Raw genomic sequence first — 22,351 nt, 5'->3', positions numbered from 1 at the left:
CAGCGACTCCAGCCATGCCCTACGCAGTTTCCAGCGCCCCTGTAGACGCCGCTCCCGCCGGCGACGACGACAACAAGGTCCGGCGCAACCTTCCGCTGCTGCTGCTGCAGGTGCGCGAGCAGGTGCTCGCGCGCTTCCGGCCGGTGCTCAACGCCCACGGGGTGACCGAGCAGCAGTACCGCATCCTGCGCGCCATCGAGATGAACGAATCGCTGGAGCCGCGCGAGCTCTGCGCCATCTGCCACATCTCCAGCCCCAGCCTGGCCGGCGTGCTGGCCCGCATGGAGGGCCTGGGCCTGGTCAGCCGCACGCCGCACCCCGACGACCAGCGCCGCCAGCTCGTGACGCTCACCACCTCGAGCCGCCGCCTGATCCGCAGCATGCGCCCGCGCATCGACCAGGTGTACCAGTCGCTCCAGGAAGATCTCGGGCCCGAGCTCGCGGCGCAGACCTTCCGCACGCTCGGGGCCGTGCTCGAACGACTTGCGCAGCGCGAGGCGCGGCCATGAGCGCCGCGGCTTTCGAGTTTCCGCAGACGCGCGAGCGCGTGAGCGAGGCCGAATGGCGCCAGCGGGTCGATCTCGCGGCCGCCTACCGGCTCGCGCACTACTACCGCATGACGGACCAGATCTACACGCACCTGACCGCGAAGGTGCCGCAGACCGACCACTTCCTGATCAACCCCTACGGCGTGCTGTTCGACGAAGTCACCGCGTCCTGCCTGGTGAAGGTCGATCTCGATGGCCGCATCGTCCACGACCCCACCGGCATCGGCATCAATCCCGCGGGCTTTCTCATCCACAGCTGCGTGCACCGGGCCCGGCCGGACCTCACCTGCGTGCTGCACACGCACACGGCGGCGGGCCTGGCCGTCGCCGCGCAGAAGCGCGGGCTGCTGATGCTCACGCAGCACGCGATGCGCTTCTACAACCGGCTCGGCTACCACGACTACGAAGGGATCGCGCTCGACCCCTCGGAGCAGGAGCGGCTGGTGCGCGATCTCGGCCCGCACAAGGCCATGATCCTGCGCAACCACGGCTTGCTCACGGGCGGCACCAGCATCCGCGATGCGTTCGAGCAGATGTACTACCTCGAGCGTGCCTGCGACGCGCAGGTCAAGGCGCTCGCCGGCGGTGTCGAGGTGATCGAGTGCGCGGGCGAGGTCGCCGAGAAGGTGGCCACGGTCCTGGACCGCCCCGGACGCACCGCCACCGAAACCGACTGGCCCGCCCTCAAGCGCCTGCTCGACCGGATCGATCCGTCCTACCAGCGATGAACGCCTCGCCCGCATCCCCCGAACGCGACCCCGCCCGCCTGTTGCAGGACCGGCCCGGCGGCGACTTCCTCGTGCACCGCGACATCTACCGCGACCCCGAGGTGTTCGCCTGGGAGATGGAGCATGTGTTCGAAGGTACCTGGAACCTCGTCGGACTCGCCTCGCAGCTGCCCCGGCCGTACGACTTCATCACCACCTCGATCGGACGCGCGCCGATCATCATCTCGCGCGCCGGCAACGGCGAGCTGCACTGCCTGCTGAACACCTGCCGCCACAAGGGCGCGCTGGTGTGCCACCACGAACAGGGAAGCGCCCGCAGCTTCGTGTGCCAGTACCACGGCTGGGCCTACGCCTGCGACGGCCGCAACGTGCTGGTGAACCACCGCGACGCGGGAGCCTACGGGCCGGCATTCGATGCGCACGAGCACGACCACGACCTCGTGCCGGTGGCGCGCTTCGCCAACTACCGGGGCCTGCTGTTCGCCAGCCTGCGCGCCGACGTGCCCGAGCTCGACGACTACCTCGGCGACCTGCGCCCCCTGATCGACCTGGTGATCGACCAGAGCCCGCAGGGCGTGGAGTGCGTCGGCGGCCGCGGTGTGTTCGTCTACGAAGGCAACTGGAAGCTGCAGATGGAAAACGGGGTGGACCCCTACCACTTCGCCTCCACGCACGTCTCGTACATCCAGTCGCTGCAGCGGCGCGCGGAGAAGACCTCGGTCTACTCCGGCTTTTCCAGCGGAGAGTTGCAGCGCGGAAGCTTCGCGTTCGCCCATGGCCACAACGCCATGTGGGGACCGGCTCCCGCGGGCAAGCCCACGCCGCTGTCCTTCAGCCTCGACGAGATCCGCGCGCGGGTCGGCGAGGACCGGCTGCGCTGGATGCAGCACGTGCGCAACATCACGCTTTTTCCCAACGCGCAGATCGCCGACAACGCGGCGCTGCAGCTGCGCATCTGGCGTCCGCTCTCGGCCGAGCGCACGGAAATGCGCACCTTCTGCCTGGCTCCCGTGGGCGAGCCGCCACAGGCGCGCCGCATGCGCATCCGCCAGTACGAGGAGTTCTTCAACCCAGGCGGGCTGGCCACGCCCGACGACATCGCCAACTACGAAGACTGCCAGCGCGGCTTCGGCGCGCGCACGATCGATTGGCAGCAGGGGCATGCGCGTGGCGCCACGCTCATGCAGGCCGGCGCCAACGACGCGGCACGCGAGCTCGGCATCGAGCCCCTCTCCTGCGTGGTCGGTCCGTTCAACCTCGGCGACGAGACGGTGATGCACGCGACCTACCGCACCTGGCTCGATCTGATCCAGCGCGGCCGGCAGCGCGCGGGGAGCGGCGCATGACGCCCGAGCACAAGGCGCTCGCCTGCGAGCTTGTCGCGCGCGAGGCACAACTGCTGGACCAGCAGCGCTGGACCGAATGGCTCGACCTGTACCGCGAAGACGCGGTCTTCTGGGTGCCCACCTGGAAAAGCGACGGCACGCTGTCGAGCGACCCCGACACCGAGCTGTCCCTGATCTACATGGACGGCCGCGCGCTGCTGCACGAGCGCGTGCAGCGCCTGACCTCCGGCCGCTCGGTGGCGGCGATGCCGGTGCCGCGCACCACGCACCTGGTGGGCGGCACGCTGGTGGACGCCATCGACGCCGACGCCGCGCTGGTGCAGTCGGCATGGATGACGCACATCTACCTGCACAAGCAGCCGGAGTCGCTTGCCTATGCCGGGCGCTACGAACACCTGCTGCGATGGCAGGACGGGCAGTGGCGCATCGCGCGCAAGAAGGTCGTGCTCACCAACGACCAGCTCCGCTCGAAGCTGGACTTCTTCTATGTGTGATTCGTGAGAGACATGACGACAAGCAGGATCCTCGTCGCCGGCGCCGGCATCGGCGGGCTGACCGCCGCGCTGTGCCTGGCGCAGCGTGGTTTTCAGGTGCAGGTGTTCGAGCAGGCCAGCGCATTGAAGGCGCTCGGCGCAGGGCTGCAACTGAGCGCCAATGCCACCCGCGTGCTGTTCACGCTGGGCCTCGGCGAGGCGGTGCAGGCGCTGACCATCCTGCCCGGCAAGAAGTGCATCCGCCTGTGGAACACGGGACAGGAGTGGGAGCTGTTCGACCTCGGGCGCGAGTCGATCGAGCGCTACGGCTATCCCTACATGATGCTGTACCGCCCCGACCTGCACGGTGAGCTGGTGCGCGCCCTGAACGAGCGCTGCCCGGGTGCCCTGCAGCTGGACGCGAAGGTGGTCGAGGTGCGGCAGGACGCTCGCGAGGTCGAACTGGTGCTGCAGGACGGCCGGCGCGTGCGCGGTGACGTGCTGATCGGCGCCGACGGTGTGCACTCGGTCGCCCGCGCCGCCGCCATCGCCGAGGACAAGCCCGTCTTCTCCGGCTGCACCGCGTGGCGCGGAGTGATCGAGGTACAGAGGCTCCCGCCCCGCCTGCGCGAACCGGCAGGCGTGAACTGGGTCGGACCGGGCGCGCACATCGTGCACTACCCGGTCCATGCCGGCCGGCTCATCAGCCTCACCGGCATCGTCGAGAAAGAGGGCTGGTTCCGCGAGTCGTGGACCGAGGAGGGATCGATCGAGGAGTGCCTGCAGGATTTCGCCGGCTGGCACGAGGACGTGCAGTGCCTGCTCAGGCAGATCGCCGTGCCGCTGCGCTGGGCCATGATGGTGCGCGAGCCGCTCACCAACTGGACGAACGGCCGCATCAGCCTGCTGGGCGACGCCGCGCATCCGACCCTCCCCTTCCTGGCCCAGGGAGCCGGCATGGCCATCGAAGACGCCTGCGTGCTGGCGCGGGCGCTGGAGCAGCATGCGGACGATCTGTCGCTGGGCCTGCGGGTCTACCAGGCCAGCCGCATCGAGCGCACCACCCGCATCGTGCAGGGCTCGGCCGCGAACGCCCACCGTTTCCACAACCGCGCCCTCGCCACGCCCGAAGGAGCGCAGGCCTACATCGCCGGCGCCTGGGAGCAGGACAAGGTGCGCGCCCAGTACCACTGGCTCTTTTCCTACTGTCCCGAGAGCGTACCGCTGGAGCAGCCCCCGCCGGCACCGGACGCGACGTCCGCGCACGCCTGACGCACGCGCCGCGCGCCACGCACTCAGCCGCGATGGCGCGCGTGCAGCACCTCGGCGAACGCGCGCGCGGCCGGCGAAAGCGACCGGTCGCGTTTCCAGACGATCCCGATCGGTCGATCGACCGCGGGCCGCACCAGCCGGCGCGTCAGGAGGTGCGGCCAGGCCGCCTGCGCGGCCACCGATGCCGGGACGATGGCCGCCGCCAGCCCGTGCGCGGCCATGGCAAGCGCGGTGGTGAGCAGCGACACCTCGTGCTCGATGCGCAGCTGCACGCCGGCTGCGCGCGCGGCCTCGTCGATGCGCCGGCGGATGCCGTAGCCGGGCTTGACGGTGACGACCGGCCGGGGCGCGAGCTGCTTCCAGGTCATGCTGGCTCCCGCGGGAAACGCGACGGTATCGGCGCGTGCGACGACCACCAGCGCATCGCGCATGAACACCTCCTCGCGCAGGGCGGCGACGGGCGCCTCGATGGTGCCGACACCGAAATCCACGCGCTCGGACAGCAGCAGCTCGACGAAGCCTTCGGGGGCGACCTCCTCCACCTCGACCTTGACCTCGGGATGCAGCGCGCGGAAGGCCTGCATGGCCGGGGGAAGCAAGGTCGCGGCCACGGTGGCCGTCGCGGCGAGCCGCACGCGCCCGGTGCGGCCCTGCGCCAGCTCCCGCATGCGCGAGGCCATGCCCTCCAGCTCGGCCAGCGCGCGCTGGGCGTAACCGGCGGCTTCGGCGGCCGCCTCGGTCGGGCGCAGCGCGCGCGTGCTGCGATCGAACAGCCGCAGCCCCAGCCGCGCCTCCAGCTCGCGCAGCAGCACCGTGACGGCCGGCTGGGTCAGCGCGAGCTGCTCGGCGGCTGCCGACACGCTGCCCACCTGGTAGACCGTGAGGAAGGCGCGCAGCTGCCGCACCGAGGGAAGCGCAGATAAAGGTTTTTTATGAATCGCCATCGAAGATTCATTGTCCCATCGGCGTGGGCTGCGCTCCAATGGACGGCTTCATCCGTTTTTCCCCCTCCCGCCCAACCCAGGACAGCGCCATGCCTACTTCCCTGCAATCCCAGGTCCTCATCGTCGGCGCCGGCCCGGTCGGCCTGACCCTCGCCATGGACCTGGCCCAGCGCGGCGTGGACGTGCTGGTGGCCGAGACACGCCACCGGGGCGAGCCGCCCAGCGTGAAGTGCAACCACGTCTCGGCGCGTTCGATGGAAATCTTCCGGCGCCTGGGCGTGGCCGGCGCGCTGCGCGATGCCGGCCTGCCGCCGGACCACGCCAACGACGTGTCCTACCGCACCACGTTCTGCGGCGAAGAGCTCTCGCGCATCCACATTCCGGCCCGCCAGGACCGCTACACCGACCGCAGCGGCCCGGACGGCTGGTGGCCCACGCCCGAACCGCCGCACCGCATCAACCAGATCTACCTGGAGCCCATCCTGTTCGCCCACGCGGAGGCCAGCCCGCGCGTGCGCATCCTCAATCGCACGCGCATCGACGCGTTCGAGCAGGACGCAGGCGGCGTTTCGGCCACCGGCGTCGATCTCGACTCCGGCGAGGGCCTGCAGATCCGATGCGATTTCCTCATCGGCTGCGACGGCGGGCGCTCCGGCGTGCGCAAGGCCATCGGCGCGAAGCTTTCCGGCGACGAGGTGGTCGGCCGCGTGCAATCGACCTTCTTCCGCGCGCCCGACCTGCTGGCACGCGCCCGCCACGCGCCCGCCTGGGGCACCTTCTCGCTCAACCCGCGCCGCAGCGGCAACGTGTACGCCATCGACGGGCGCGAGACCTTCCTGCTGCACAACTACCTGCGGCCCGACGAGACCGACTTCGAGGCCATCGACCGCGACTGGGCGATCCGCACCATCCTCGGCGTGGGCGACGACTTCCGCTACGAGATCATCAGCAAGGAAGACTGGATCGGCCGCCGCCTGGTGGCCGACCGGTTCCGCGACCGGCGCGTGTTCATCTGCGGCGACGCGGCGCACCTGTGGATCCCGATGGCCGGCTACGGCATGAACGCCGGCATCGCCGACGCGATGGACCTCTCCTGGACGCTGGGGGCCTTTCTCAACGGCTGGGCGCCCGAAGGCGTGCTGCGCGCCTACGAGGCCGAGCGGCTGCCGATCACTGAGCAGGTGTCGCGCTTCGCCATGAACCACGCACTGGCGCTGCAGAAGGAGCGCGAGGGCGTGCCCGAAGGCATCGAGGCGCCTGGCGCCGAGGGCGAGGCGGCCCGCGCGCGCGCAGGCAAGGCGCTGTACGACCTCAACGTCAAGCAGTACTGCTGCGCGGGGCTGAACTTCGGCTCCTTCTACGACCGCTCGCCCCTGATCGCCTACGACGGCGAAGCGCATCCCGCCTACACCATGGACCAGTTCACGCCGTCCACGGTGCCGGGCTGCCGCACGCCGCACCTGTGGCTGGAGGACGGCCGCTCGCTCTACGACGCGATGGGGCCGGAGTTCACGCTGCTGCGCTTCGACGCGGATGCCGACGCCGGCCCGCTGCAGGAAGCCGCGGCGCGCCGGGGGCTGCCGCTCACGGTGCTGGACGTCCGCTCGCCCGAAGCTGCGGGCCTCTACCGGCACCGCTTGGTGCTGTCGCGCCCGGACCAGCATGTGGCCTGGCGCGGCGACCGCCTGCCCGAGGATCCGCTGGCGCTGATCGACCTGGTGCGCGGCGCGGCGGCGTAGCGAGCACGAGGCGAGCCGCACGCCGCTCGGCAGCGGTAGGCGCAAGGACCGTGAGCGGTCCCGGCGCGACTCCGCACTCCCGGTGCAGCAGTGCAGTGCTCAGTCGCAGGGCTGAAAGCGGACGCAGGGCGGCACGGCGCGGATCGACACGAGGGTGTTCTCGCCCGCGATGCGCTCGGCTCGGAACTTGACCGTGGCGCCCTTCTGCAAGCTGGAGAGCAGCGCAGGATCGCGCACGTAGAACCGAAGCGTCGTGAACGGCAGGTTGGCATGAAGCGCCACTTTCAGATGCACGTAGACGCGCTTGCCACCATCCTCCCTGGTGATGGACCGCAGGGTCGCTCGCTTTTCGACTGGGCTCGCAGCCGGCACGCGCTCGAGTGACGCGGGCGCCATCGGCGGACCGTGCTCCCGGGTCGAAGCCACGACCTGCTGAAGCAGGTACTGCTGGGCGCGGCCGACGGTGGAGTCGTCGTATTCACCTGCCGTCGTCACGACCACGAGGTCAAGTTCCGGAACGAGGAACAGTCGTTGACCGCCATTGCCCAAGGCGCCTTTCCACGCGAGCTGCTTGCCATCGACCCACACGGTCCCGGACCACCAGTGGTAGCCGAAGTCGCCGCTCCCCGGACACGGTGCGAGCATCCTGCGTAACCACTCAGCGGAAACGAGCTGCCGGCCCTTCCAACGACCCTCGTCCAGCACGAGTCGTCCGAGGCGCGCCAGGTCACGGGGCGTAAGGCGCAGGCCCGTGTAGGCGCGCGGGCGCCCACGCAGGTCGCCCACCCACTCCCAGGTTCGGATGCCGAGCGGCTCGAACAGCTTCAGGCGCGCGTAGGTGCGCAGGTCCATGCCGGTGCGTTCCTCCAGCAGAAGCCCGAGCACGGCAGTGAGTCCGCCGTTGTAGTTGAACTGGCGGCCCGGACTCTCCGCCAATGGCCTGTCGAGGACGTAGCGCGCACGGTCGGCGCGCCACAGCAGTCCTTTCTCATCGTTCGCCCAGCGGCCATAGCCTCCGCTCTCGTCCCATCGCAAGCCGCTGCGCATGCACAGCAGATCGGCAACCGTGATGTGGTCGCGTCCATCGCTGCGCAGGTCGGCTAGAGCGGGAAGCAGGTCCAGAACAGGCGTCGTGACGCTCGGTGCGCTCCCCTCCGCCTCTGCGATGCCCCAGAGCAGCGCCACGATTGACTTGGTGATTGAACGGATGTCGTGCAGTGCGTCGCTGTCGAAGTGGCGCCGACTCGCCCATACCGAGTAGGTGGAGCGATCGCTGCCGTCGCGGTAGGCCTCGGCGACTAAGCGTCCCTGGCGCTCAACCACCAGGCCATGCAGATTGCGCGAGCTCTCGACAAAAGTCTGGACGACCTCGCAAATCGCATGGGGATGAAACCCGGCCATGGCCGGATCTCGCTCGACCTCCCAACCATCGGCAGCTGCAACTGGCGCACCGCATGCGGCGGTGAATGCGGCCGCCGGCGGCGCAGCAAGGGCGATGAGAAGTGCAAGGGCAGTGATGCTCAATCGCATGCAGCCTCCGGGCTTTCCAGCCACCGAATTCGATCGGACGGGCAATGATCTTAGCCGCCGAGTCGGCCTGCGCTGAGCGCACAAGCCGGCTATTCGACTTGCGAACCCCGTGCTTCTTGCAGCCGCTCGCCTGGCCGCCAGCACGCCGCTCCCCAAAGAAAAAGGCCACCTCGACGCGAGGTGGCCTTCTTGTACGCCGGCAGGGTCAGCGCTCTAGCGCCCTTACTTGGCGGGTGCCGGGATGCGGGCGATCACCTCGCCCCACTTCTTCGACTCACCGGCGATGAACTTCTCGAAGGCCGGTCCGTCCATGAATGCCGGCTCGGCGGCAAGGCCTGCGATCTGCTGCTGCACGGCGGGATTGGCCATCACCTTCTGCAGTGCCGACGAGAGCCGGGCGCGCACGTCGTCGGGTGTCTTCGCCGGCATGAAGAGCCCCATCCAGGCAGGCGCCGAGTAGCCCTTCACGCCCGACTCGGCGATGGTGGGGATCTCGGGCGCCACCTTGCTGCGCTCCGCGCTGGTCACGCCGAGGGCGACCAGCTTGCCCGCCTTGACGTGCGGGTAGGCCGAGGTGAGATCGACCATGGCGGTGGGCACGGTGCCACCCAGCACGTCGGTGACGGCGGGTCCGCTGCCGCGGTACGGCACGGCGACCAGGCCGACGCCGGCCATGCTGGCCAGCAGTTCGCCCGACAGGTGCTGCGCGGTGTACTGGCCCGGCGTCGCGTACGAGATGCTCTTGCCGCCGGAGGCCTTGCCCGCGGCGATCAGGGCCGGCAGGTTCGCGTGGCCGGCGCCGGGCGAGGCGACGAACACGAGCGGGATGTCGGCGAGCTTGCCCAGGGGGACGAGATCGGTCTGCGGCTTGAGCGGCGGCGCGTCGGGCAGGTGCGGATTCACGGCGATGGCGCCGGTCGCGCCCATGCCGATGGTGTGTCCGTCGGGTGCCGAACGGGCCACGGCGATCAGGCCGAGCGCGCCACCGGCGCCGGGCTTGTTATCGACCACCACGGGCTGGCCCAGCACCTGGGACAGTTCGCGCCCGACGATGCGGGCGATGCCGTCGGCCGAAGCGCCCGGTGCGAAGGGAACGACCAGGGTAATCGGCTTGCCGGCCGGGGCCTGGGCCACGACCGAGGTGGCGACCAAGGCGGTAGCCACGCAGGCAACCATGCGGGAGAGCATGCGATTCATGTGCGTTGTGCCTGCGGTCAGTTGGGCTGGATGTTGGCCGACTTGGCGACCTGGGTCCAACGTGCGATGTCGGAGACGATGCGCTTGTGCAGGGCGGCCGAATCGACGTCGCCCGGATCGAGCCCGAGCGCGTGCATGCGCTTCTCGGTGTCCTTGTCCGCCAGGATCTCGCCCACCGCCATGCGCAGTTTGTCCAGCACGGGCTTGGGCGTTCCCTTGGGCGCCATCAGCGCGGTCCAGATGGGCGTGTCGTAGCCGGCGTAGCCCGCTTCGGCGATGGTGGGCACGTCGGGCAGGGCCGCCGAGCGCTTGCCGGTGGTGACGGCGAGTGCCTTGAGCTTGCCACCCTTTACGTGCGGGATGACGGCGGGGCTGTCGAGCACGCCCACCTGGATCTCGCCGCCCATGAGGGCCGTGACGACGGGGCCCGAACCCTTGTACTGGATGTGGTTGAACTTCAGGCCGGCGGTGGCGGTGATCGTCTCGGCGACCAGCACGAAGGAGGTGGTGGGCGTGCCGTTGTCGAGCCTGCCGTCCTTGTGGGTCTTGGAGAACTCGATCAGCTCCTTGAAATTCTTCACCGGCAGCGACGCAGGCACCGTCACGACCAGCGGAAAGGAGCCGAGCAGCGCGACGGGCTCGAAGTCCTTGGCCGGGTCGTAGGGGATGTTCTTCATCAGCACCGGCGCGGTGGTCAGGCCGCCGCTGGACGAGACCAGCAGGGTGTAGCCGTCGGGTTCGGCCTTGGCGACGGCATCGTTGCCGATGACGGAGCCGGCACCCGGCTTGTTCTCGACGATGAAGTTCTGGTTGAGCTTTTCGGTCAGCTTGGCCGCCATCAGGCGCGCGAGGATGTCGTTGGTGCCGCCGGGCGGGAATCCGACGACGATCTTCACGGGCTTGTCGGGATAGTTCTGGGCAGCAGCGTGTGGCGCGTGCAAGGCAGCGGCGGCGCCGAGCGCGAGCACGCCGGCAGCGGAGATGACGCGCAGCACGTGGCGGCGCGCGGCAGAACGGAATTGGGGCATGTGCTTGTGTCTCCTGATTGATGGCTTGGGACCCGGAGCTCGTCGGCACCCGGGCCTGCGGTTGGATGCATCCGCCGTGTCCATGCTGCGGATTACGAGTCCATTTTATGGACGGTTCTTGATAATCGTCAAACGACGCGGGAGTGTTCGCCATGCGCACAAACCCGCGCCCGCAGTTCGCCCGCGCAGGCCGGACGGCTATGCCGGGCGGGTTCCGTAGCCCAGCATTTCAGACAGGCGCGCCGACTCGTCCAGCAGCATCGCCGCGAGTGCCTTCTGGCGCGCGGCGTCCAGCCGCACCTCGGGGCCGAACACGCCGACGGAGCCCGCCACCCGGCCTTCCTGGTCAAAGAAGGGAACAGCCACCGCCACCGCACCGGGGATGAGCTCGTTGCGGCTGGTCGAGTAGCCCCGCCGGCGGGTCCCGCTCAGCTCCGTCTCGAGCTGCTTGAGGTTCACCTCGGTACCCTGCACATAGGTGCGCAGCTGCTCGGGCGTGGTCTTCAGGTGCGCGAGGATGGCGCGCCCGGTGGCCCCCAGGGCGAGGCGCTCGGTGTAGCCGACGCCGCGCTTGAAGTTCAGCGGCTGCGGGCTCGCCAGCTCGGCCACGCACAGGCGCATCTGCCCCTGCGGTACGAACAGGGCCACCGTTTCCCGGGTCGTCTCCCACAGCCGGCGCAGCACCGGCTCGGCCAGGGTGCTCAGGTCCAGCGTGGATTTCCAGACATGCGCGAGCCGGGCCACCGAGGGCCCGAGCCGGAAGCGCTGCGGCTCGCCCACCGACACCAGGAAGCCGTGCTCTTCCAGGGTGTAGATGAGCCGATACAGGGTGGGCCGCGACAGGTCCACCCGCTTGAGCAGCTCGCCCGCGGACAGCTCGGGATCGTCCTCGGTGAACGCGAGCAGAATTTCGAGCGCACGCCCGACGGCGCGTACGTTCTCCGTCTTTTCGACAGTGGCCATGGCTTTCCTCCTGCGGCAGCGCGGTCATTATGTCCGCACAGTGGACTGTTTGACTCACTATCCAGCAGTCCATAGAATGGATTTCATGTCCGCTGTACAGACAAACCTCGTCGCAAAGGGCCTGCCTGTCCGCCGCCGCGCACATCAGGAGTCCTTGTCATGAGCCAGCCTATCCCCGTCACCCTGCTGTTCGCCGACGGCGTCTCGCACCGGCTCGCGGTGCCGCCCGGCGGCAAGCTGATCGACGCAGCCTGCGAGGCCGGCCTCAATCTGCTGACCGACTGCTCCAACGGCCAGTGCGGCACCTGCACTGCGCAACTGGTGTCGGGCGTCGTCACGCTGGACGACTACGACCGGGCGGTGCTGCCCGACGAGGACCGGGACACCGGCACCGTGCTGCCCTGCGTCTGCCGGGTCAACAGCGCCTGTGCCATCGAGTTTCCCTACGACGCGGCCGAGGCGCTGAGCGAAGAGCCTGCGCCCGTCGCCGGTGTGGTGACGGCGGTGGAGCAGGTCGCCACCGAGACCATGCGCCTGGAGGTGCAGGTGCCCGACGCCCTGGTGTTCGAGCCCGGCCAGTACGTGCGCATCACGCCGGCAGGCGCCGACTTCCACCGGTCGTACTCCATGGCCAACGTGCCGGGCACCGACCGCCTGCAGTTCTTCGTGCGCATGGTCGCGGGTGGCGCGTTTTCCGAGTGGCTGGCCACGGCACGCCCGGGCGACCCGGTCGAACTCAGCGCACCGCACGGCACCTTCTTCCTGCGCGACGAGGACCGCCCCCGCCTGTTCGTGGCGGGCGGCACCGGCGTCGCCCCCTTCCTGTCGATGCTGCGCAGCATGGCGCAGCGGCCGCAGGCCCAGCGCACCACCCTGCTGATCGGCGCGCGCACGCCCGGCCACCTGTTCGCACTGGACGAAGTCGAGGCGCTGCGCGAGCAGCTCCCGGGGCTGGACCTGCAACTGGCCGTCGAAGAGGACGCGCAGCCCGGATGCCATGCGGGCTACGCCACCGACCTCATTGCCCGGCTGCAGCTCGATGCGGCGACGCGTGTGTACCTGTGCGGGCCGCCGCCGATGGTGGAGGCCGGCCGGCATGCCGCCGAAGCCGCCGGACTGCGCCGCGCCGACGTGCTGTGCGAACGATTTGCCTGAGACACCTTCCCGAAGGAAACCCATGATCCCCATCACGACCGAGTCCCGCTACAACGCCATGGTGAACCTCCGCAAGGGGGTCATCAGCCGTGAGATCTTTTCCGACAAGGACATCTTCCAGGAGGAGCTGGAGAAGGTCTTCACCCGCGCCTGGCTGTTCGTCGGGCACGAGAGCCAGGTCCCGAACCCCGGCGACTTCTTCACCTCGCGCATGGGCGCCGAATCGGTGATCCTCGCGCGCGACAAGAAAAAGAAGGTGCACGTGTTCCTCAACTCGTGCCGCCACCGCGGCATGAAGGTCTGCCAGTACGACCACGGCAATACCCAGCTCTTCACCTGCCCCTATCACAGCTGGAGCTACACCACGGACGGCAAGCTGTTCGGCGTTCCGCAGTTCAAGCAGCTGTACGAAGGCTGCATGGAGAAGGAAGAGTGGTCGCTGATCGAGGTGCCGAAGATGGAGGTCTACAAGGGCACCGTCTGGGCGAGCTGGGACAAGGACGCGCCCGACTTCCTCACCTACCTGGGCGACGCCAAGCTGCACCTGGACCTCGCGCTCGACTGCCGCGACGGCCGCGAGGGCGGCTCCGAGGTACTGTTCGGGGTGCACAAGTGGATCATCCCGTGCAACTGGAAATTCGCCGCCGAGAACTTCCTGGGCGACACCTATCACAACGTGAGCCACCGCTCGGTCGACCTGATCGGCATCGGCCCCAGTGCCGAGGCCGGCGTGAAGGGCCGGCGCGACAACGAGATGGAGAAGGCGCAGCACGTCTGGGCCAACTTCCCCGCCGGGCACGGCGTGCACAGCGCCCTCATGCCCGAAGACTGGGAGTTCCTGAACACCTACCAGAACAACCCGGTGGTGGCCGAGTACTTTCGCGAGGCGCACGCCAAGCGCAAGGAGCGCCTGGGCGCCGAGCGCCACCGGCTGATTCCCTTCGTGGGCACGATCTACCCCAACGTCTCGTTCCACGGCAACCAGCCGCGCAACCTGTGCGTGTGGCACCCGCACGGTCCCGAATCGACGGAAGCCTGGCGCTTCTTCATGGTGGACGCCGACGCGCCGCAGGAGGTCAAGGATTTCCTGCGCGTCTACTACATGCGCTACTCCGGCCCGGCCGGGATGACCGAGCAGGACGACATGGAGAACTGGAACTACGCCACCGCCGGCAGCCGCGGCGTGATCGCGCGGCGCTATCCGTTCAACTACCAGCAGTCGATGGGCAAGGTCCAGACCGGCAGCCCCGTGGCCGGCCACGTGAGCGTGCAGGTGAGCGAGGAGAACCCCCGCCAGTTCTACCGCCGCTGGCGCGACTACATGAACGGCGCCGACTGGGACACCCTGCTGGGCCGCAAGGACAGCGCCCCCGCGAGCCTCTCCGAGTAAACGCATGGCCGTCGTCATCGTCACCGGCGGAACCTTCGGGCTCGGCCAGTCCATCACGGTGGAGCTAGCGCGCCGCGGCCACCAGGTCGTGGCTTTCGGGCTCGCGCAGCCGCAGGTCTCCAGCACCGCGCAGGGCTTCGAGTCCGTGCGGCAGGAGCTCGAGGCGGCCGGCTGCACGGCCGACGTGCTGGAGGCCGACGTCTCCAGCGCCGCCGACGTGCAGCGCGTCGTGGAGCACACGGTCTCGCGCTACGGCACGATCCAGGGCGTCGTGAACAACGCGGCCATCGGCCCGCTGGGCACCGTGCTCACGACCGAGGAGCCGGTGTTCGGGAAGATCCTCGACGTGAACGTCAAGGGCACCTACCTCATGAGCCGCGCCGCCCTGCCGCACATGATCCGCGCCGGCGGCGGCTCCATCGTCAACATCGGCTCGGGCGCCGGTTACGGCAAGCCCAACATGGCGGCGTACGCGGCCAGCAAGGGCGCCATCGTGGCGCTCAGCATGGCCATGGCCTACGACCACTTCCACGAGCGCGTGCGGGTGAACGTCGCCATCCCCGGCGGCGGCGGCATCGTCTCGGGCATGAGCGTGGGGCGCTTCGGCGGCGACACCGACGCCTTCGTGCGCAAGCCGGCGCCGGGCACCGCCGCCGGCCGGCCCGCCAGCGGGCGCGACCTCGCCAATGCCGTCGCCTTCCTGCTGTCCGACGAGGCCGCCGCCATTTCCGGCACCGTGATCGACGTCGGCTGCTTCGCGCACCAGGGCGGGCCCGTTCCGCCCAAGCCTTGAGCCCGCCCCATCCAGGAGAACACACCATGTCCGACATCGCAGAAGCCACGGCGAGCACCCTCCCCTCCGCAGCCGCCGCCGCACCGCGCCTGGCGCGCGACGCGCGCTATTTCGAGTGCAAGCGCGAGATCGAGGAATTCCTCTACGACGAAGCCAACCTGCTCGACGAACGCCGCTTCCAGGAGTGGCTCACGACCCTGGCCGACGACCTGCGCTATTTCATGCCCATGGAATACAACGTGAAGTTCGGCGAACACGCCACGCGCGAACTCACCCGGCGCGAGGACCACATGAGCTGGTTCAACGAGGGCAAGTGGTCCATCGGCAAGCGCGTCGAGCAGATCCTCACCGGCGTGCACTGGGCCGAGGAGCCGCTCTCGCGCGTGTGCCGGCTGGTCAGCAACGTGCAGCTCTCGGCCATGCAGGACAACGCCGCGGGGGAACTGGAGGTGGACACCACCAGCCGCTTCCTGATCTACCAGAACCGCTGCGAGTACGAGCAGTACTTCTTCGTGGGCGACCGCTTCGACCGCATCCGGCGCACTGCCGAAGGCTGGAAGCTCGCACGGCGCGAGATCCGCATCCACCAGAACGTGCTGCTCGCCAAGAACCTCACCGTCTTTTTCTAGGAAAGAACCAAAGGAAGGAACGCCATGCTGAACCTGCTTGCCATCGAACCCGGACAGCTGGTCCGGCTGCGCGACGGATCCACTGCCGAGGTGGTGGAGAACATCGGCGACGGCATTTGGCTCAAGGCGCGTCTGGCCGACGGCGAGGAGGACCTCGTCTTCTGCGAGGACGTGGCCGCCGTCGAGGACGCGCCGCAGAGCTGAGCACGTAAAGGAGACACGCACAATGCACGACACCACCGAATCACGACAGCGCAAGGACCTGGCCGCCTGCTACCGCCTCTTCGACTGGCTGGGCTGGACCGAACTGATCTTCAACCACATCACCCTGCGCGTGCCGACCCAGGACGGACAGCGCCCCGAATACCTGATCAACCCCTTCGGGCTGCACTACGCCGAGGTCACGCCCGAGAACCTGGTGCGCATCGACATCGACGGGGAGGCGCGCGGCGCCTCCGCGGGCGGACAGGCGCGCGTGAACCGGGCCGGCTTCGTGATCCACAGCGCCATCCACGCGGCGCGCGAGGACGCGCACTGCATCATGCATGTGCACACCACGGCCGGATGCGCCGTCGCCTGCAAGGAAGAGGGCCTGCGCCACGACAACTTCTACAGCGCGCTGCTGTGGGGAGACCTGGCCTACCACGACTACGAGGGCGTGACGACCAACCTCGACGAGCAGCCGCGCCTGGTGGCTTCGCTCGGCACCCGCAACCACTTGATCCTGCGCAACCACGGCCTGCTGGCCGTCGGCCCCGACATCCCCACCACCTTCAACCGCCTGTGGGTGCTGCAGCGCGCGTGCGAGATCCAGCTGGCGTCGGACTCCGGGCGCGGGCCGAACCGCAGCATCTCCGAGGAGATCCTGCGCAAGGTGCCCGAGAGCCGCGTGGCCGGCAAGAGCGAGGTGCACCGCATGATCTTCGAGACGATGCTGCGGCGCGCGGGTATCGCGTACGACTGACGTGCGGACGGGCGCGGCGGGCCGGCTCGCCCTCGCACGCCGCGCGGGTTCACGCAGCGTGCGCCGCTTCCGGCCGCGCCGCGTCCCCCAGCGCGCGGCGCGCGGCCTCGGCCGCTGCCAGCACGCGCAGGTCGTCGCCGAGTCGCCCCACCATCTGGACCCCCAGCGGCAGGCCGGAGGGCCCGCGTGCGGCCGGAAAGCACACGCAAGGCAGGTGCAGAACGGTCCATAGCGCACCGAAGCGCGGCGAGCCCGAGGCGTCCAGGCCCACCTCCGCTTCGCCGTCCGCCGCCGGATAGAGCAGCGCATCGAACTGCGCGAACTGCTCGGCGAAGCGCTCGCGTGCCCGCTCCACCGCCTGGCGCATGGACAGGTATTCCTGCGGTGAGATCTGCGCGCCGAACGCCAGCCGCGCCGAAAGCCGCTCACTGAGTGCGCCGGCCGCGTGCAGGCGCTCGAACGCGAGCGCCTGGCGCGCTTCGAAGGCCACGATGGCGGGCTGCAGCTCGAACACCACCTCGAGCTCGGGGGCCAGCTCGATGCGCTGCAGCCGCGCCCCGGCGCGCTCCAGTGCGAGGGCGCAGCGCTCGACCGCCTCCACCATCGCCGCCGATGCATGGGCCCATTGGCGCGAGCTGCACACTGCGATGCGCAGGGGCGCGTCGCAGGCAAGCGCCACGGCGTGCCCGTGCAGCCCGAACGCGAAGAACGCCGCATCGGCGACCTCGCGCGCGAGCAGCCCCACCGTATCCTGCGACGGGCTCAGCGCCTTCACGCCGGCCGGGCTGATCAGACCTGCCGTCGGCTTGTAGCCCACGATGCCGCAATACGATGCCGGCCGGATGATCGAGCCGGTGGTCTGGGTGCCGAAGGCGACCGCCACCATGTGGTCCGCCACTGCCGCCGCCGAGCCGCTGGACGATCCGCCCGGCGTGCGGTCGAGATCGAGCGGGTTGCGCGTGGCGCCCGGCGTCTGGGTCGCGAACTCGCTGGTGGCCACCTTGCCGAGCAGCACCGCGCCCTGCTCACCCGCCAGCGCCACGCAGGCGGCGTCGGCGCGCGGACGGTGGCCGCGGTAGATGGGCGAGCCGTACGCGGTAGGTAGCTCGGCCGTATCGATCAGGTCCTTGGCCGCGAAGGGCAGGCCGTGCAGCAGCCCGCGACGAGGTCCGGCATCGGCCGCCCGCGCAGCGCGAAGCGCGGCCTGCGCATCGACGGCGGTGAAGGCGTGGAGCGCCCCGTCGCGCGCCTCGATGCGCTCCAGGCAGGACCGCACAAGAGCCTCGCTGGTGAGGGTGCCGGCCTCGATCGCACGCGCCGCCTCCAGCGCGCCCATCTCCCGGGGCGGCCGCAGCACCATGGGTCGCCTACTCCAGCGTGATCCGCGCGTCGCGGATCACCTTGGCCCACTTCTCGCGCTCCTTGCCGACGAAGGCGGCGAACTCCTTCGGCGAGCCGGGGTCGGGCTCGGCGCCCTGCCCCTGCAACTGCTGCACGGTGGCCGGGTCCTTGAGGATCTTCACCACTTCGGTGTTCAGCCGGTCGATCACGGCCTGCGGCGTTCCGGCCGGCGCGAACAGGCCGAACCAGCCTTCGACGACGTAGTTGGGGATGCCAGCCTCCTGCATGGTGGGCACGTCCGGCAACAGCGCCGAGCGCTTGCCGCTCGTGACCGCCAGCGGAGTCAGCTTGCCACTGCGGATGTGCGGCAGGCACACCGGCATGTTGCAGAACATGGCGTCCACGCGCCCCGCCAGCAGGTCCTGCAGGGCGGGATTCATGCCCTTGTAGGGGACGTGAAGCATGTCCTTTCCGGTGAGCGACTTGAACAGCTCGCCCGAGAGGTGCTGGCTGCCGCCCGCCCCGCCGGAGCCGTAGCTCATCTTGCGGGTGTCGAGCAGTTGCACCAGCTCCTTGACGCTGCGCGCCGAAACCTCCGGCGACACCACCAGGACGTTGGAGACGCTCGCCAGGTTGGTGATGGGCGTGAAGTCCCGCTGCGGATCGAATTTCAGGTTGCTGTAGAGGCTCGGATTGATGGCGTTGGTGCTCGCCGGGCCGACCAGCAAGGTGGTGCCGTCCTTGGCGGCGCCGGCTACATGGGCGGCGCCGATGTTGCCGCCGGCGCCCGGCTTGTTGTCCACCACCACCGGCTGCCCGAGCGCAGGCGAGAGCCGCTGGCCGACGATGCGCGCGAGCGTGTCGGTGAGGCTGCCCGGGCCGAACGGCACCACCAGCGTGACCGGCTTCGAGGGATAGGGGTCGGCCTGCGCCCAGCCGGTGGCGGGCAGCAGCATCAGCGGCGCGAGGGCGGCGGCAAGAAGTGCCCGCCAGCGGGTTCTGCAGTTCATCGAGATGCCTCCAGGTTGATGGGCGCGTCGGGGCGCATCCAGGGCGTTGGGCGGACGGATGCCCGCTGTCAACCGCACTGATGCTAGAAACACGGCATTCATTCGTCCAATATCGTTTTCGATCCGATTCAGACACGCCCCGAATCAATGCCGCTTCCGCTCGATCTACTCCGCTACTTCGTCGCCGTCGCCGAGGAACTGCACTTCGGCAGTGCCGCCGAACGGCTGCGCATGACCCAGCCGCCCTTGAGCCAGCGCATCCGGCAGCTCGAGTCGTCCCTGCAGGCCGAGCTGTTCACCCGCACCACCCGCTCGGTGCGCCTCACGGCCGCAGGCGAGGTGCTGCTGGAGCGCGCGCGAAGCCTGCTGCAGGCCGCGCAAGAGGCGGAAGAGGCGACGCAGCGCGCCGCGCACGGCCAGACCGGCTGCCTGCGACTGGGTTTCACCAGCGGCTCGGCCTACCGCTTCCTGCCCGGCGTGCTCTCCCGTTTCACCGCGGCGTGGCCGGCCGTGTCGCTGCAGATGAGTGAGCGCGTATCCGTCGAGTTGCTGGACGATCTGCGCATGCATCGCATCGATGTCGCCCTGCTGCGCCTGGGCGCGCTGCAGCACGATGCCGACCTGAGCGCGCAGGCGGTGCATTCCGAGCCGATGCTGCTGGCGCTCGGGCGTGGGCATCCGCTGCAGCAACGCAAGACCGTTGCAGTGCGCGACCTCGACGGCGTGCCGCTGGTGGGCTTCTCGGCAACCCAGTCGCCCTACTTCCGCGCGGTGCTCGAAGCCATCTTCCACCGCGCGGGCGTCCGCCCCCGGCTGGTGACCGAGAGCGTGCTGCCCACCATGCTGGCGCTGGTCGAGGCGGGGATCGGCCTGGCGCTGGTGCCCGCCTCGGCGGCGGTGCTGCGCGCCGGAGAACTGGTGTACCGGCCACTGCGCGGCGCCGGCCCGCAGGCGCGCGCCGTGCTGCATTGCGTCACCCGGACGCGGGAGGCAGACCCCGTGGTGCGCAACTTCATCGCCGCGGTGCGCGCCCACCGCGTCTAGCCGCACCGGCGTCGTGGCGCAGCACCGCGTCCGCGCGGCGGATGGCGCGGCGCCACTCGTCCAGCGCCCGCTGCGATGCTTTCCTCGCCCTGGCACCGCTCGCGACGTCGCCGAGCACGGCGATGTGGAAGCGGATCGCGCCGGCAAGGCCGTTACAGGCCGATGCCATCCAGTACCTCGCCCGCAGGTCCGCACCGATCCCGCCTGGCGCCCCGCTGGCGCGCAGGTACGCCGACAGCAGCGTGTCGTGGCGCCGCCGCGCCTCGGCCTCCCAGCAGCCCAGCGAATGCAGCCACGAGGCCAAGTCTTCGAGCGGCGAGCCCACGCGCGACGCCGCCCAGTCGATCAGCACCACCCGGTCTGCGCCCGCTGCTGCACGAACCAGGACATTGCCGGGATGGACATCGCCGTGGATGAGGGCGACGCCGCCGCCACGCAGTCGTTCGCGCATCCGGGGCAGCGCAGCGACCACGCGCGCCAGCCCGCCCGGCTGCGGCCACACCGGAACGCCTGCGGCCGTGACGACGCTGCGCGCGAGCGCCAGCGTCTCCTGGGCCGACTTGCGCAGGTGCGTCTCGTAATCCCACGGCGGCAAGGCGTCGCACGGCAGCTCGGCGCGGTGGATGCGGGCCATGGTCTGGCAGACCTCCAGCGCCGCCGCAAAGTCGCGCCACGGCCACGCGCCGACGCTCCGGACGTCTTCCAGGCACAGGAAGGCGCCCGCGGGCGTGTCCCTGCGCCCATGCATCCTCGCGGCCGGCGGCCGGGGCAAGGCACTCCAGAGCAGCTGGTACACATCGGCTTCCCTGCGCCTCGGCCCGAGCAGCTCCTTGACCACCACCGAGCGCGGCAGCGCCTTCGAAGGTGCGGCGGGACGCACGAACACACGGGTGACGGCGGACTCCAGTCCGCCGCGAAGCGGCTGCGACTGCAGCTGCGTTGTGCAGCCGAGGGCGAGACAGTCCTGTGCGATGGCATGGTGCATTTCCATGGGCGGCCAGCGTATCGGCCTTGCGGGCTGCCGTGTCTGCAGCCGGCCAATTTCCACTGGCCGGTGCTCCCCTGGCCGGTGGGCGCGCAGCCGGCGGTGCGCTGCGGCACGCAGTGCAGACCGGGCGTGCCCGTGCGGCGCAGTCCCGCGCAGCCGGTGCCGACATTCCGGCTGGTGCTTTTCCCGCCTGTTGCGCAGCCTCCGCACGCCCCGCACGCGCGCAGGCGGTAGGGGCGGCCGACGGGACGCGCCCGCATGCGCTCGCGCACCCGGACTACAGCCGCGCCCCCGCCCGCCACCTAGGCTCGGCCGCATGACCCCGCAGCAGCTTCCGCACGATGCCCAGGCAACCCTCGAGCACCTGATCGAGCGATTGCGGCCGCTGCGCGACGGCGAGCCGCAGAAGCCGCACGGCGCCGGCCCGGACGCGGACGGCCTCGCCCTCGCCGTATGCACGACCGGCGGCGAGGAGACCGCGGCGGGGGACGCCGACCTGCCGATCCCGCTGCAGTCGATGTCCAAGCCGTTCATCTACGGACTGGCACTGGACACGCTCGGACGCGAGGCGGTGCTGCGCAAGTGCAACGTCGAGCCCACCGGGGAGGCCTTCAACTCCATCAGCGAACTGGAGGAGGACCGCCTGCCCTACAACCCGATGATCAACTCCGGCGCGATCACGATGTCGGCGCTGCTGCACCATGCCGATCCGGGCGGCGCGTGCGCGCGCATGCTCGACATGTTCGGCGCCTACCTGGGAGGCGAGGCCCGGCTCGACGACGCCATGGTCGATCGGCAACTCGACGCCAGCCACCGCAACCGCGCCATCGCGCACCTGCTGCGCCACTTCGAGGTCATCGGCGACGACATCGACGGCGCCCTGGCGCTCTATGTCTCGCAGTGCAGCGTGCTCGCCACCACCCGCGAGCTCGCGCGCATGGCGGCCACCCTCGCCCACGGCGGCGTGCATCCGCTGACCGGCCGCCGCGCGCTGGAGCACCGCCACGTGCGTGACGTGCTGTCGGTGATGTTCACCTGCGGCATGTACGACGCCTCGGGCACCTGGGCCTTCCACGTCGGTCTGCCCGCCAAGAGCGGCGTGAGCGGCGGCATCATCGCGGTCGCGCCGGGCCGCATGGGCCTGGCCGCCTGGTCGCCCCGCCTGAACCCGCACGGCAACAGCGTGCGCGCGGGCGCAGCGCTGAAGGAACTGGCGACGCGCTGGAGGCTCGGGCTCTTCGACCGGTAACCGGAGCCCCGCGCGCCCTC

At 69.9% G+C, this 22,351-nt stretch carries 21 protein-coding genes and 1 pseudogene; 14 read left to right on the top strand and 8 right to left on the bottom strand.

Annotated features, from left to right (window positions below):
* The first annotated feature begins 14 nt into the window (after positions 1–14).
* Genes hpaR through WG922_RS11260 form a run of 5 tightly spaced genes read left to right on the top strand, consistent with a single transcriptional unit; the run spans position 15 to position 4,367 of the window.
* The gene (hpaR, locus tag WG922_RS11280; RefSeq protein ID WP_340282707.1) at positions 15–509 is read left to right on the top strand and encodes a homoprotocatechuate degradation operon regulator HpaR; all 495 of its coding nucleotides are present in this window, start codon (positions 15–17) and stop codon (positions 507–509) included.
* Positions 506–1,276: a class II aldolase/adducin family protein gene (locus WG922_RS11275; protein WP_340282706.1), complete on the top strand. Its 771-nt coding sequence runs from the start codon at positions 506–508 to the stop codon at positions 1,274–1,276. Before hpaR ends, WG922_RS11275 begins: the two co-directional genes overlap by 4 nt.
* Positions 1,273–2,622 (top strand): aromatic ring-hydroxylating oxygenase subunit alpha, encoded by a 1,350-nt coding sequence (locus WG922_RS11270; protein ID WP_340282705.1) that lies wholly within the window; start codon positions 1,273–1,275, stop codon positions 2,620–2,622. The genes WG922_RS11275 and WG922_RS11270 overlap by 4 nt, the downstream gene beginning before the upstream one ends.
* Positions 2,619–3,116 (top strand): aromatic-ring-hydroxylating dioxygenase subunit beta, encoded by a 498-nt coding sequence (locus tag WG922_RS11265; RefSeq protein ID WP_340282704.1) that lies wholly within the window; start codon positions 2,619–2,621, stop codon positions 3,114–3,116. The genes WG922_RS11270 and WG922_RS11265 overlap by 4 nt, the downstream gene beginning before the upstream one ends.
* 3 nt (positions 3,117–3,119) lie before the next feature.
* Positions 3,120–4,367: an FAD-dependent monooxygenase gene (locus WG922_RS11260; protein ID WP_340282703.1), complete on the top strand. Its 1,248-nt coding sequence runs from the start codon at positions 3,120–3,122 to the stop codon at positions 4,365–4,367.
* A gap of 23 nt (positions 4,368–4,390) precedes the next feature.
* Here WG922_RS11260 and WG922_RS11255 read toward each other — a convergent pair whose 3' ends face one another.
* On the bottom strand, positions 4,391–5,311 hold the full coding sequence (locus WG922_RS11255; RefSeq protein ID WP_340282702.1) for a LysR family transcriptional regulator: 921 nt from the start codon (positions 5,309–5,311) through the stop codon (positions 4,391–4,393).
* Between the two features lie 89 nt (positions 5,312–5,400).
* Here WG922_RS11255 and WG922_RS11250 point away from each other — a divergent pair, with 89 nt between their 5' ends.
* Complete coding sequence (locus WG922_RS11250) at positions 5,401–7,050, top strand: FAD-dependent oxidoreductase (protein ID WP_340282701.1); 1,650 nt, start codon at positions 5,401–5,403, stop codon at positions 7,048–7,050.
* 99 nt (positions 7,051–7,149) lie between these two features.
* On the opposite strand, the gene WG922_RS11245 is transcribed toward WG922_RS11250, so the two are convergent.
* The 4 genes from WG922_RS11245 to WG922_RS11230 form a co-directional block, all read right to left on the bottom strand.
* Positions 7,150–8,580 carry a serine hydrolase gene (locus WG922_RS11245; protein ID WP_340282700.1) on the bottom strand — a complete coding sequence of 477 codons (1,431 nt, stop codon included), beginning with the start codon at positions 8,578–8,580 and terminating at the stop codon, positions 7,150–7,152.
* Between the two features lie 222 nt (positions 8,581–8,802).
* Complete coding sequence (locus WG922_RS11240) at positions 8,803–9,777, bottom strand: Bug family tripartite tricarboxylate transporter substrate binding protein (protein WP_340282699.1); 975 nt, start codon at positions 9,775–9,777, stop codon at positions 8,803–8,805.
* 17 nt (positions 9,778–9,794) lie between these two features.
* A complete protein-coding gene (locus WG922_RS11235; protein ID WP_340282698.1) occupies positions 9,795–10,805 on the bottom strand; it encodes a Bug family tripartite tricarboxylate transporter substrate binding protein in 1,011 nt (336 codons plus the stop codon).
* 198 nt (positions 10,806–11,003) lie between these two features.
* Positions 11,004–11,768 (bottom strand): IclR family transcriptional regulator, encoded by a 765-nt coding sequence (locus WG922_RS11230; RefSeq protein ID WP_340282697.1) that lies wholly within the window; start codon positions 11,766–11,768, stop codon positions 11,004–11,006.
* A gap of 159 nt (positions 11,769–11,927) precedes the next feature.
* Between WG922_RS11230 and WG922_RS11225 the strand changes: the two genes are divergently transcribed.
* From WG922_RS11225 to WG922_RS11205, 6 genes and pseudogenes are all read left to right on the top strand, one after another.
* A complete protein-coding gene (locus tag WG922_RS11225) occupies positions 11,928–12,923 on the top strand; it encodes a 2Fe-2S iron-sulfur cluster binding domain-containing protein (protein WP_340282695.1) in 996 nt (331 codons plus the stop codon).
* 22 nt (positions 12,924–12,945) lie between these two features.
* Positions 12,946–14,313: an aromatic ring-hydroxylating oxygenase subunit alpha gene (locus tag WG922_RS11220; RefSeq protein WP_340282694.1), complete on the top strand. Its 1,368-nt coding sequence runs from the start codon at positions 12,946–12,948 to the stop codon at positions 14,311–14,313.
* 4 nt (positions 14,314–14,317) lie between these two features.
* Complete coding sequence (locus tag WG922_RS11215; RefSeq protein WP_340282693.1) at positions 14,318–15,106, top strand: SDR family NAD(P)-dependent oxidoreductase; 789 nt, start codon at positions 14,318–14,320, stop codon at positions 15,104–15,106.
* A gap of 26 nt (positions 15,107–15,132) precedes the next feature.
* Positions 15,133–15,735, top strand: coding sequence for a 3-phenylpropionate/cinnamic acid dioxygenase subunit beta (locus WG922_RS11210; protein ID WP_340282692.1), 603 nt, complete (start codon positions 15,133–15,135; stop codon positions 15,733–15,735).
* 24 nt (positions 15,736–15,759) lie between these two features.
* Complete coding sequence (locus WG922_RS22000) at positions 15,760–15,939, top strand: hypothetical protein (RefSeq protein ID WP_445322820.1); 180 nt, start codon at positions 15,760–15,762, stop codon at positions 15,937–15,939.
* Between the two features lie 10 nt (positions 15,940–15,949).
* Positions 15,950–16,699 (top strand): annotated as a pseudogene (locus WG922_RS11205) (class II aldolase/adducin family protein); the annotation flags it as partial.
* A 49-nt stretch (positions 16,700–16,748) separates the two neighbouring features.
* Here the strand turns inward: WG922_RS11205 and WG922_RS11200 are convergent.
* Together WG922_RS11200 and WG922_RS11195 are read right to left on the bottom strand one after the other, a co-directional pair.
* Positions 16,749–18,059, bottom strand: coding sequence for an amidase (locus tag WG922_RS11200; protein ID WP_340282690.1), 1,311 nt, complete (start codon positions 18,057–18,059; stop codon positions 16,749–16,751).
* Positions 18,060–18,066: 7 nt separating this feature from the next.
* The gene (locus WG922_RS11195; protein ID WP_340282689.1) at positions 18,067–19,050 is read right to left on the bottom strand and encodes a Bug family tripartite tricarboxylate transporter substrate binding protein; all 984 of its coding nucleotides are present in this window, start codon (positions 19,048–19,050) and stop codon (positions 18,067–18,069) included.
* Between the two features lie 147 nt (positions 19,051–19,197).
* Between WG922_RS11195 and WG922_RS11190 the strand changes: the two genes are divergently transcribed.
* Positions 19,198–20,094, top strand: a complete 897-nt coding sequence (locus WG922_RS11190; protein WP_340282688.1) for a LysR family transcriptional regulator — start codon at positions 19,198–19,200, stop codon at positions 20,092–20,094.
* Here the strand turns inward: WG922_RS11190 and WG922_RS11185 are convergent.
* Positions 20,063–21,085 (bottom strand): phosphotransferase family protein, encoded by a 1,023-nt coding sequence (locus tag WG922_RS11185; RefSeq protein WP_340282687.1) that lies wholly within the window; start codon positions 21,083–21,085, stop codon positions 20,063–20,065. The two genes, WG922_RS11190 and WG922_RS11185, sit on opposite strands and share 32 nt — an antisense overlap.
* A gap of 313 nt (positions 21,086–21,398) precedes the next feature.
* On the opposite strand from WG922_RS11185, the gene glsA reads away from it, so the two are divergent.
* A complete protein-coding gene (gene glsA / locus WG922_RS11180) occupies positions 21,399–22,331 on the top strand; it encodes a glutaminase A (RefSeq protein ID WP_340282686.1) in 933 nt (310 codons plus the stop codon).
* Positions 22,332–22,351: the final 20 nt, after the last annotated feature.

This window comes from Ramlibacter sp. AN1015 (genome assembly GCF_037726105.1).
Taxonomy (GTDB): Bacteria; Pseudomonadota; Gammaproteobacteria; order Burkholderiales; family Burkholderiaceae_C; genus Ramlibacter.
This window is presented reverse-complemented; position numbering and strand designations above follow the sequence as displayed.

Excerpts from the sequence above, each read along its gene's own strand:
- WG922_RS11255 (WP_340282702.1), bottom strand. The coding sequence starts at position 5,311 with ATGGCGATTCATAAAAAACCTTTATCTGCGCTTCCCTCGGTGCGGCAG.
- WG922_RS11220 (WP_340282694.1), top strand. The coding sequence starts at position 12,946 with ATGATCCCCATCACGACCGAGTCCCGCTACAACGCCATGGTGAACCTC.
- WG922_RS11190 (WP_340282688.1), top strand. The coding sequence starts at position 19,198 with ATGCCGCTTCCGCTCGATCTACTCCGCTACTTCGTCGCCGTCGCCGAG.
- WG922_RS11250 (WP_340282701.1), top strand. The coding sequence starts at position 5,401 with ATGCCTACTTCCCTGCAATCCCAGGTCCTCATCGTCGGCGCCGGCCCG.
- WG922_RS11210 (WP_340282692.1), top strand. The coding sequence starts at position 15,133 with ATGTCCGACATCGCAGAAGCCACGGCGAGCACCCTCCCCTCCGCAGCC.
- WG922_RS11275 (WP_340282706.1), top strand. The coding sequence starts at position 506 with ATGAGCGCCGCGGCTTTCGAGTTTCCGCAGACGCGCGAGCGCGTGAGC.
- WG922_RS11185 (WP_340282687.1), bottom strand. The coding sequence starts at position 21,085 with ATGGAAATGCACCATGCCATCGCACAGGACTGTCTCGCCCTCGGCTGC.
- WG922_RS11235 (WP_340282698.1), bottom strand. The coding sequence starts at position 10,805 with ATGCCCCAATTCCGTTCTGCCGCGCGCCGCCACGTGCTGCGCGTCATC.
- WG922_RS11225 (WP_340282695.1), top strand. The coding sequence starts at position 11,928 with ATGAGCCAGCCTATCCCCGTCACCCTGCTGTTCGCCGACGGCGTCTCG.
- WG922_RS11215 (WP_340282693.1), top strand. The coding sequence starts at position 14,318 with ATGGCCGTCGTCATCGTCACCGGCGGAACCTTCGGGCTCGGCCAGTCC.
- glsA (WP_340282686.1), top strand. The coding sequence starts at position 21,399 with ATGACCCCGCAGCAGCTTCCGCACGATGCCCAGGCAACCCTCGAGCAC.
- WG922_RS22000 (WP_445322820.1), top strand. The coding sequence starts at position 15,760 with ATGCTGAACCTGCTTGCCATCGAACCCGGACAGCTGGTCCGGCTGCGC.
- WG922_RS11245 (WP_340282700.1), bottom strand. The coding sequence starts at position 8,580 with ATGCGATTGAGCATCACTGCCCTTGCACTTCTCATCGCCCTTGCTGCG.
- hpaR (WP_340282707.1), top strand. The coding sequence starts at position 15 with ATGCCCTACGCAGTTTCCAGCGCCCCTGTAGACGCCGCTCCCGCCGGC.
- WG922_RS11270 (WP_340282705.1), top strand. The coding sequence starts at position 1,273 with ATGAACGCCTCGCCCGCATCCCCCGAACGCGACCCCGCCCGCCTGTTG.
- WG922_RS11195 (WP_340282689.1), bottom strand. The coding sequence starts at position 19,050 with ATGAACTGCAGAACCCGCTGGCGGGCACTTCTTGCCGCCGCCCTCGCG.
- WG922_RS11230 (WP_340282697.1), bottom strand. The coding sequence starts at position 11,768 with ATGGCCACTGTCGAAAAGACGGAGAACGTACGCGCCGTCGGGCGTGCG.
- WG922_RS11200 (WP_340282690.1), bottom strand. The coding sequence starts at position 18,059 with ATGGTGCTGCGGCCGCCCCGGGAGATGGGCGCGCTGGAGGCGGCGCGT.
- WG922_RS11240 (WP_340282699.1), bottom strand. The coding sequence starts at position 9,777 with ATGAATCGCATGCTCTCCCGCATGGTTGCCTGCGTGGCTACCGCCTTG.
- WG922_RS11265 (WP_340282704.1), top strand. The coding sequence starts at position 2,619 with ATGACGCCCGAGCACAAGGCGCTCGCCTGCGAGCTTGTCGCGCGCGAG.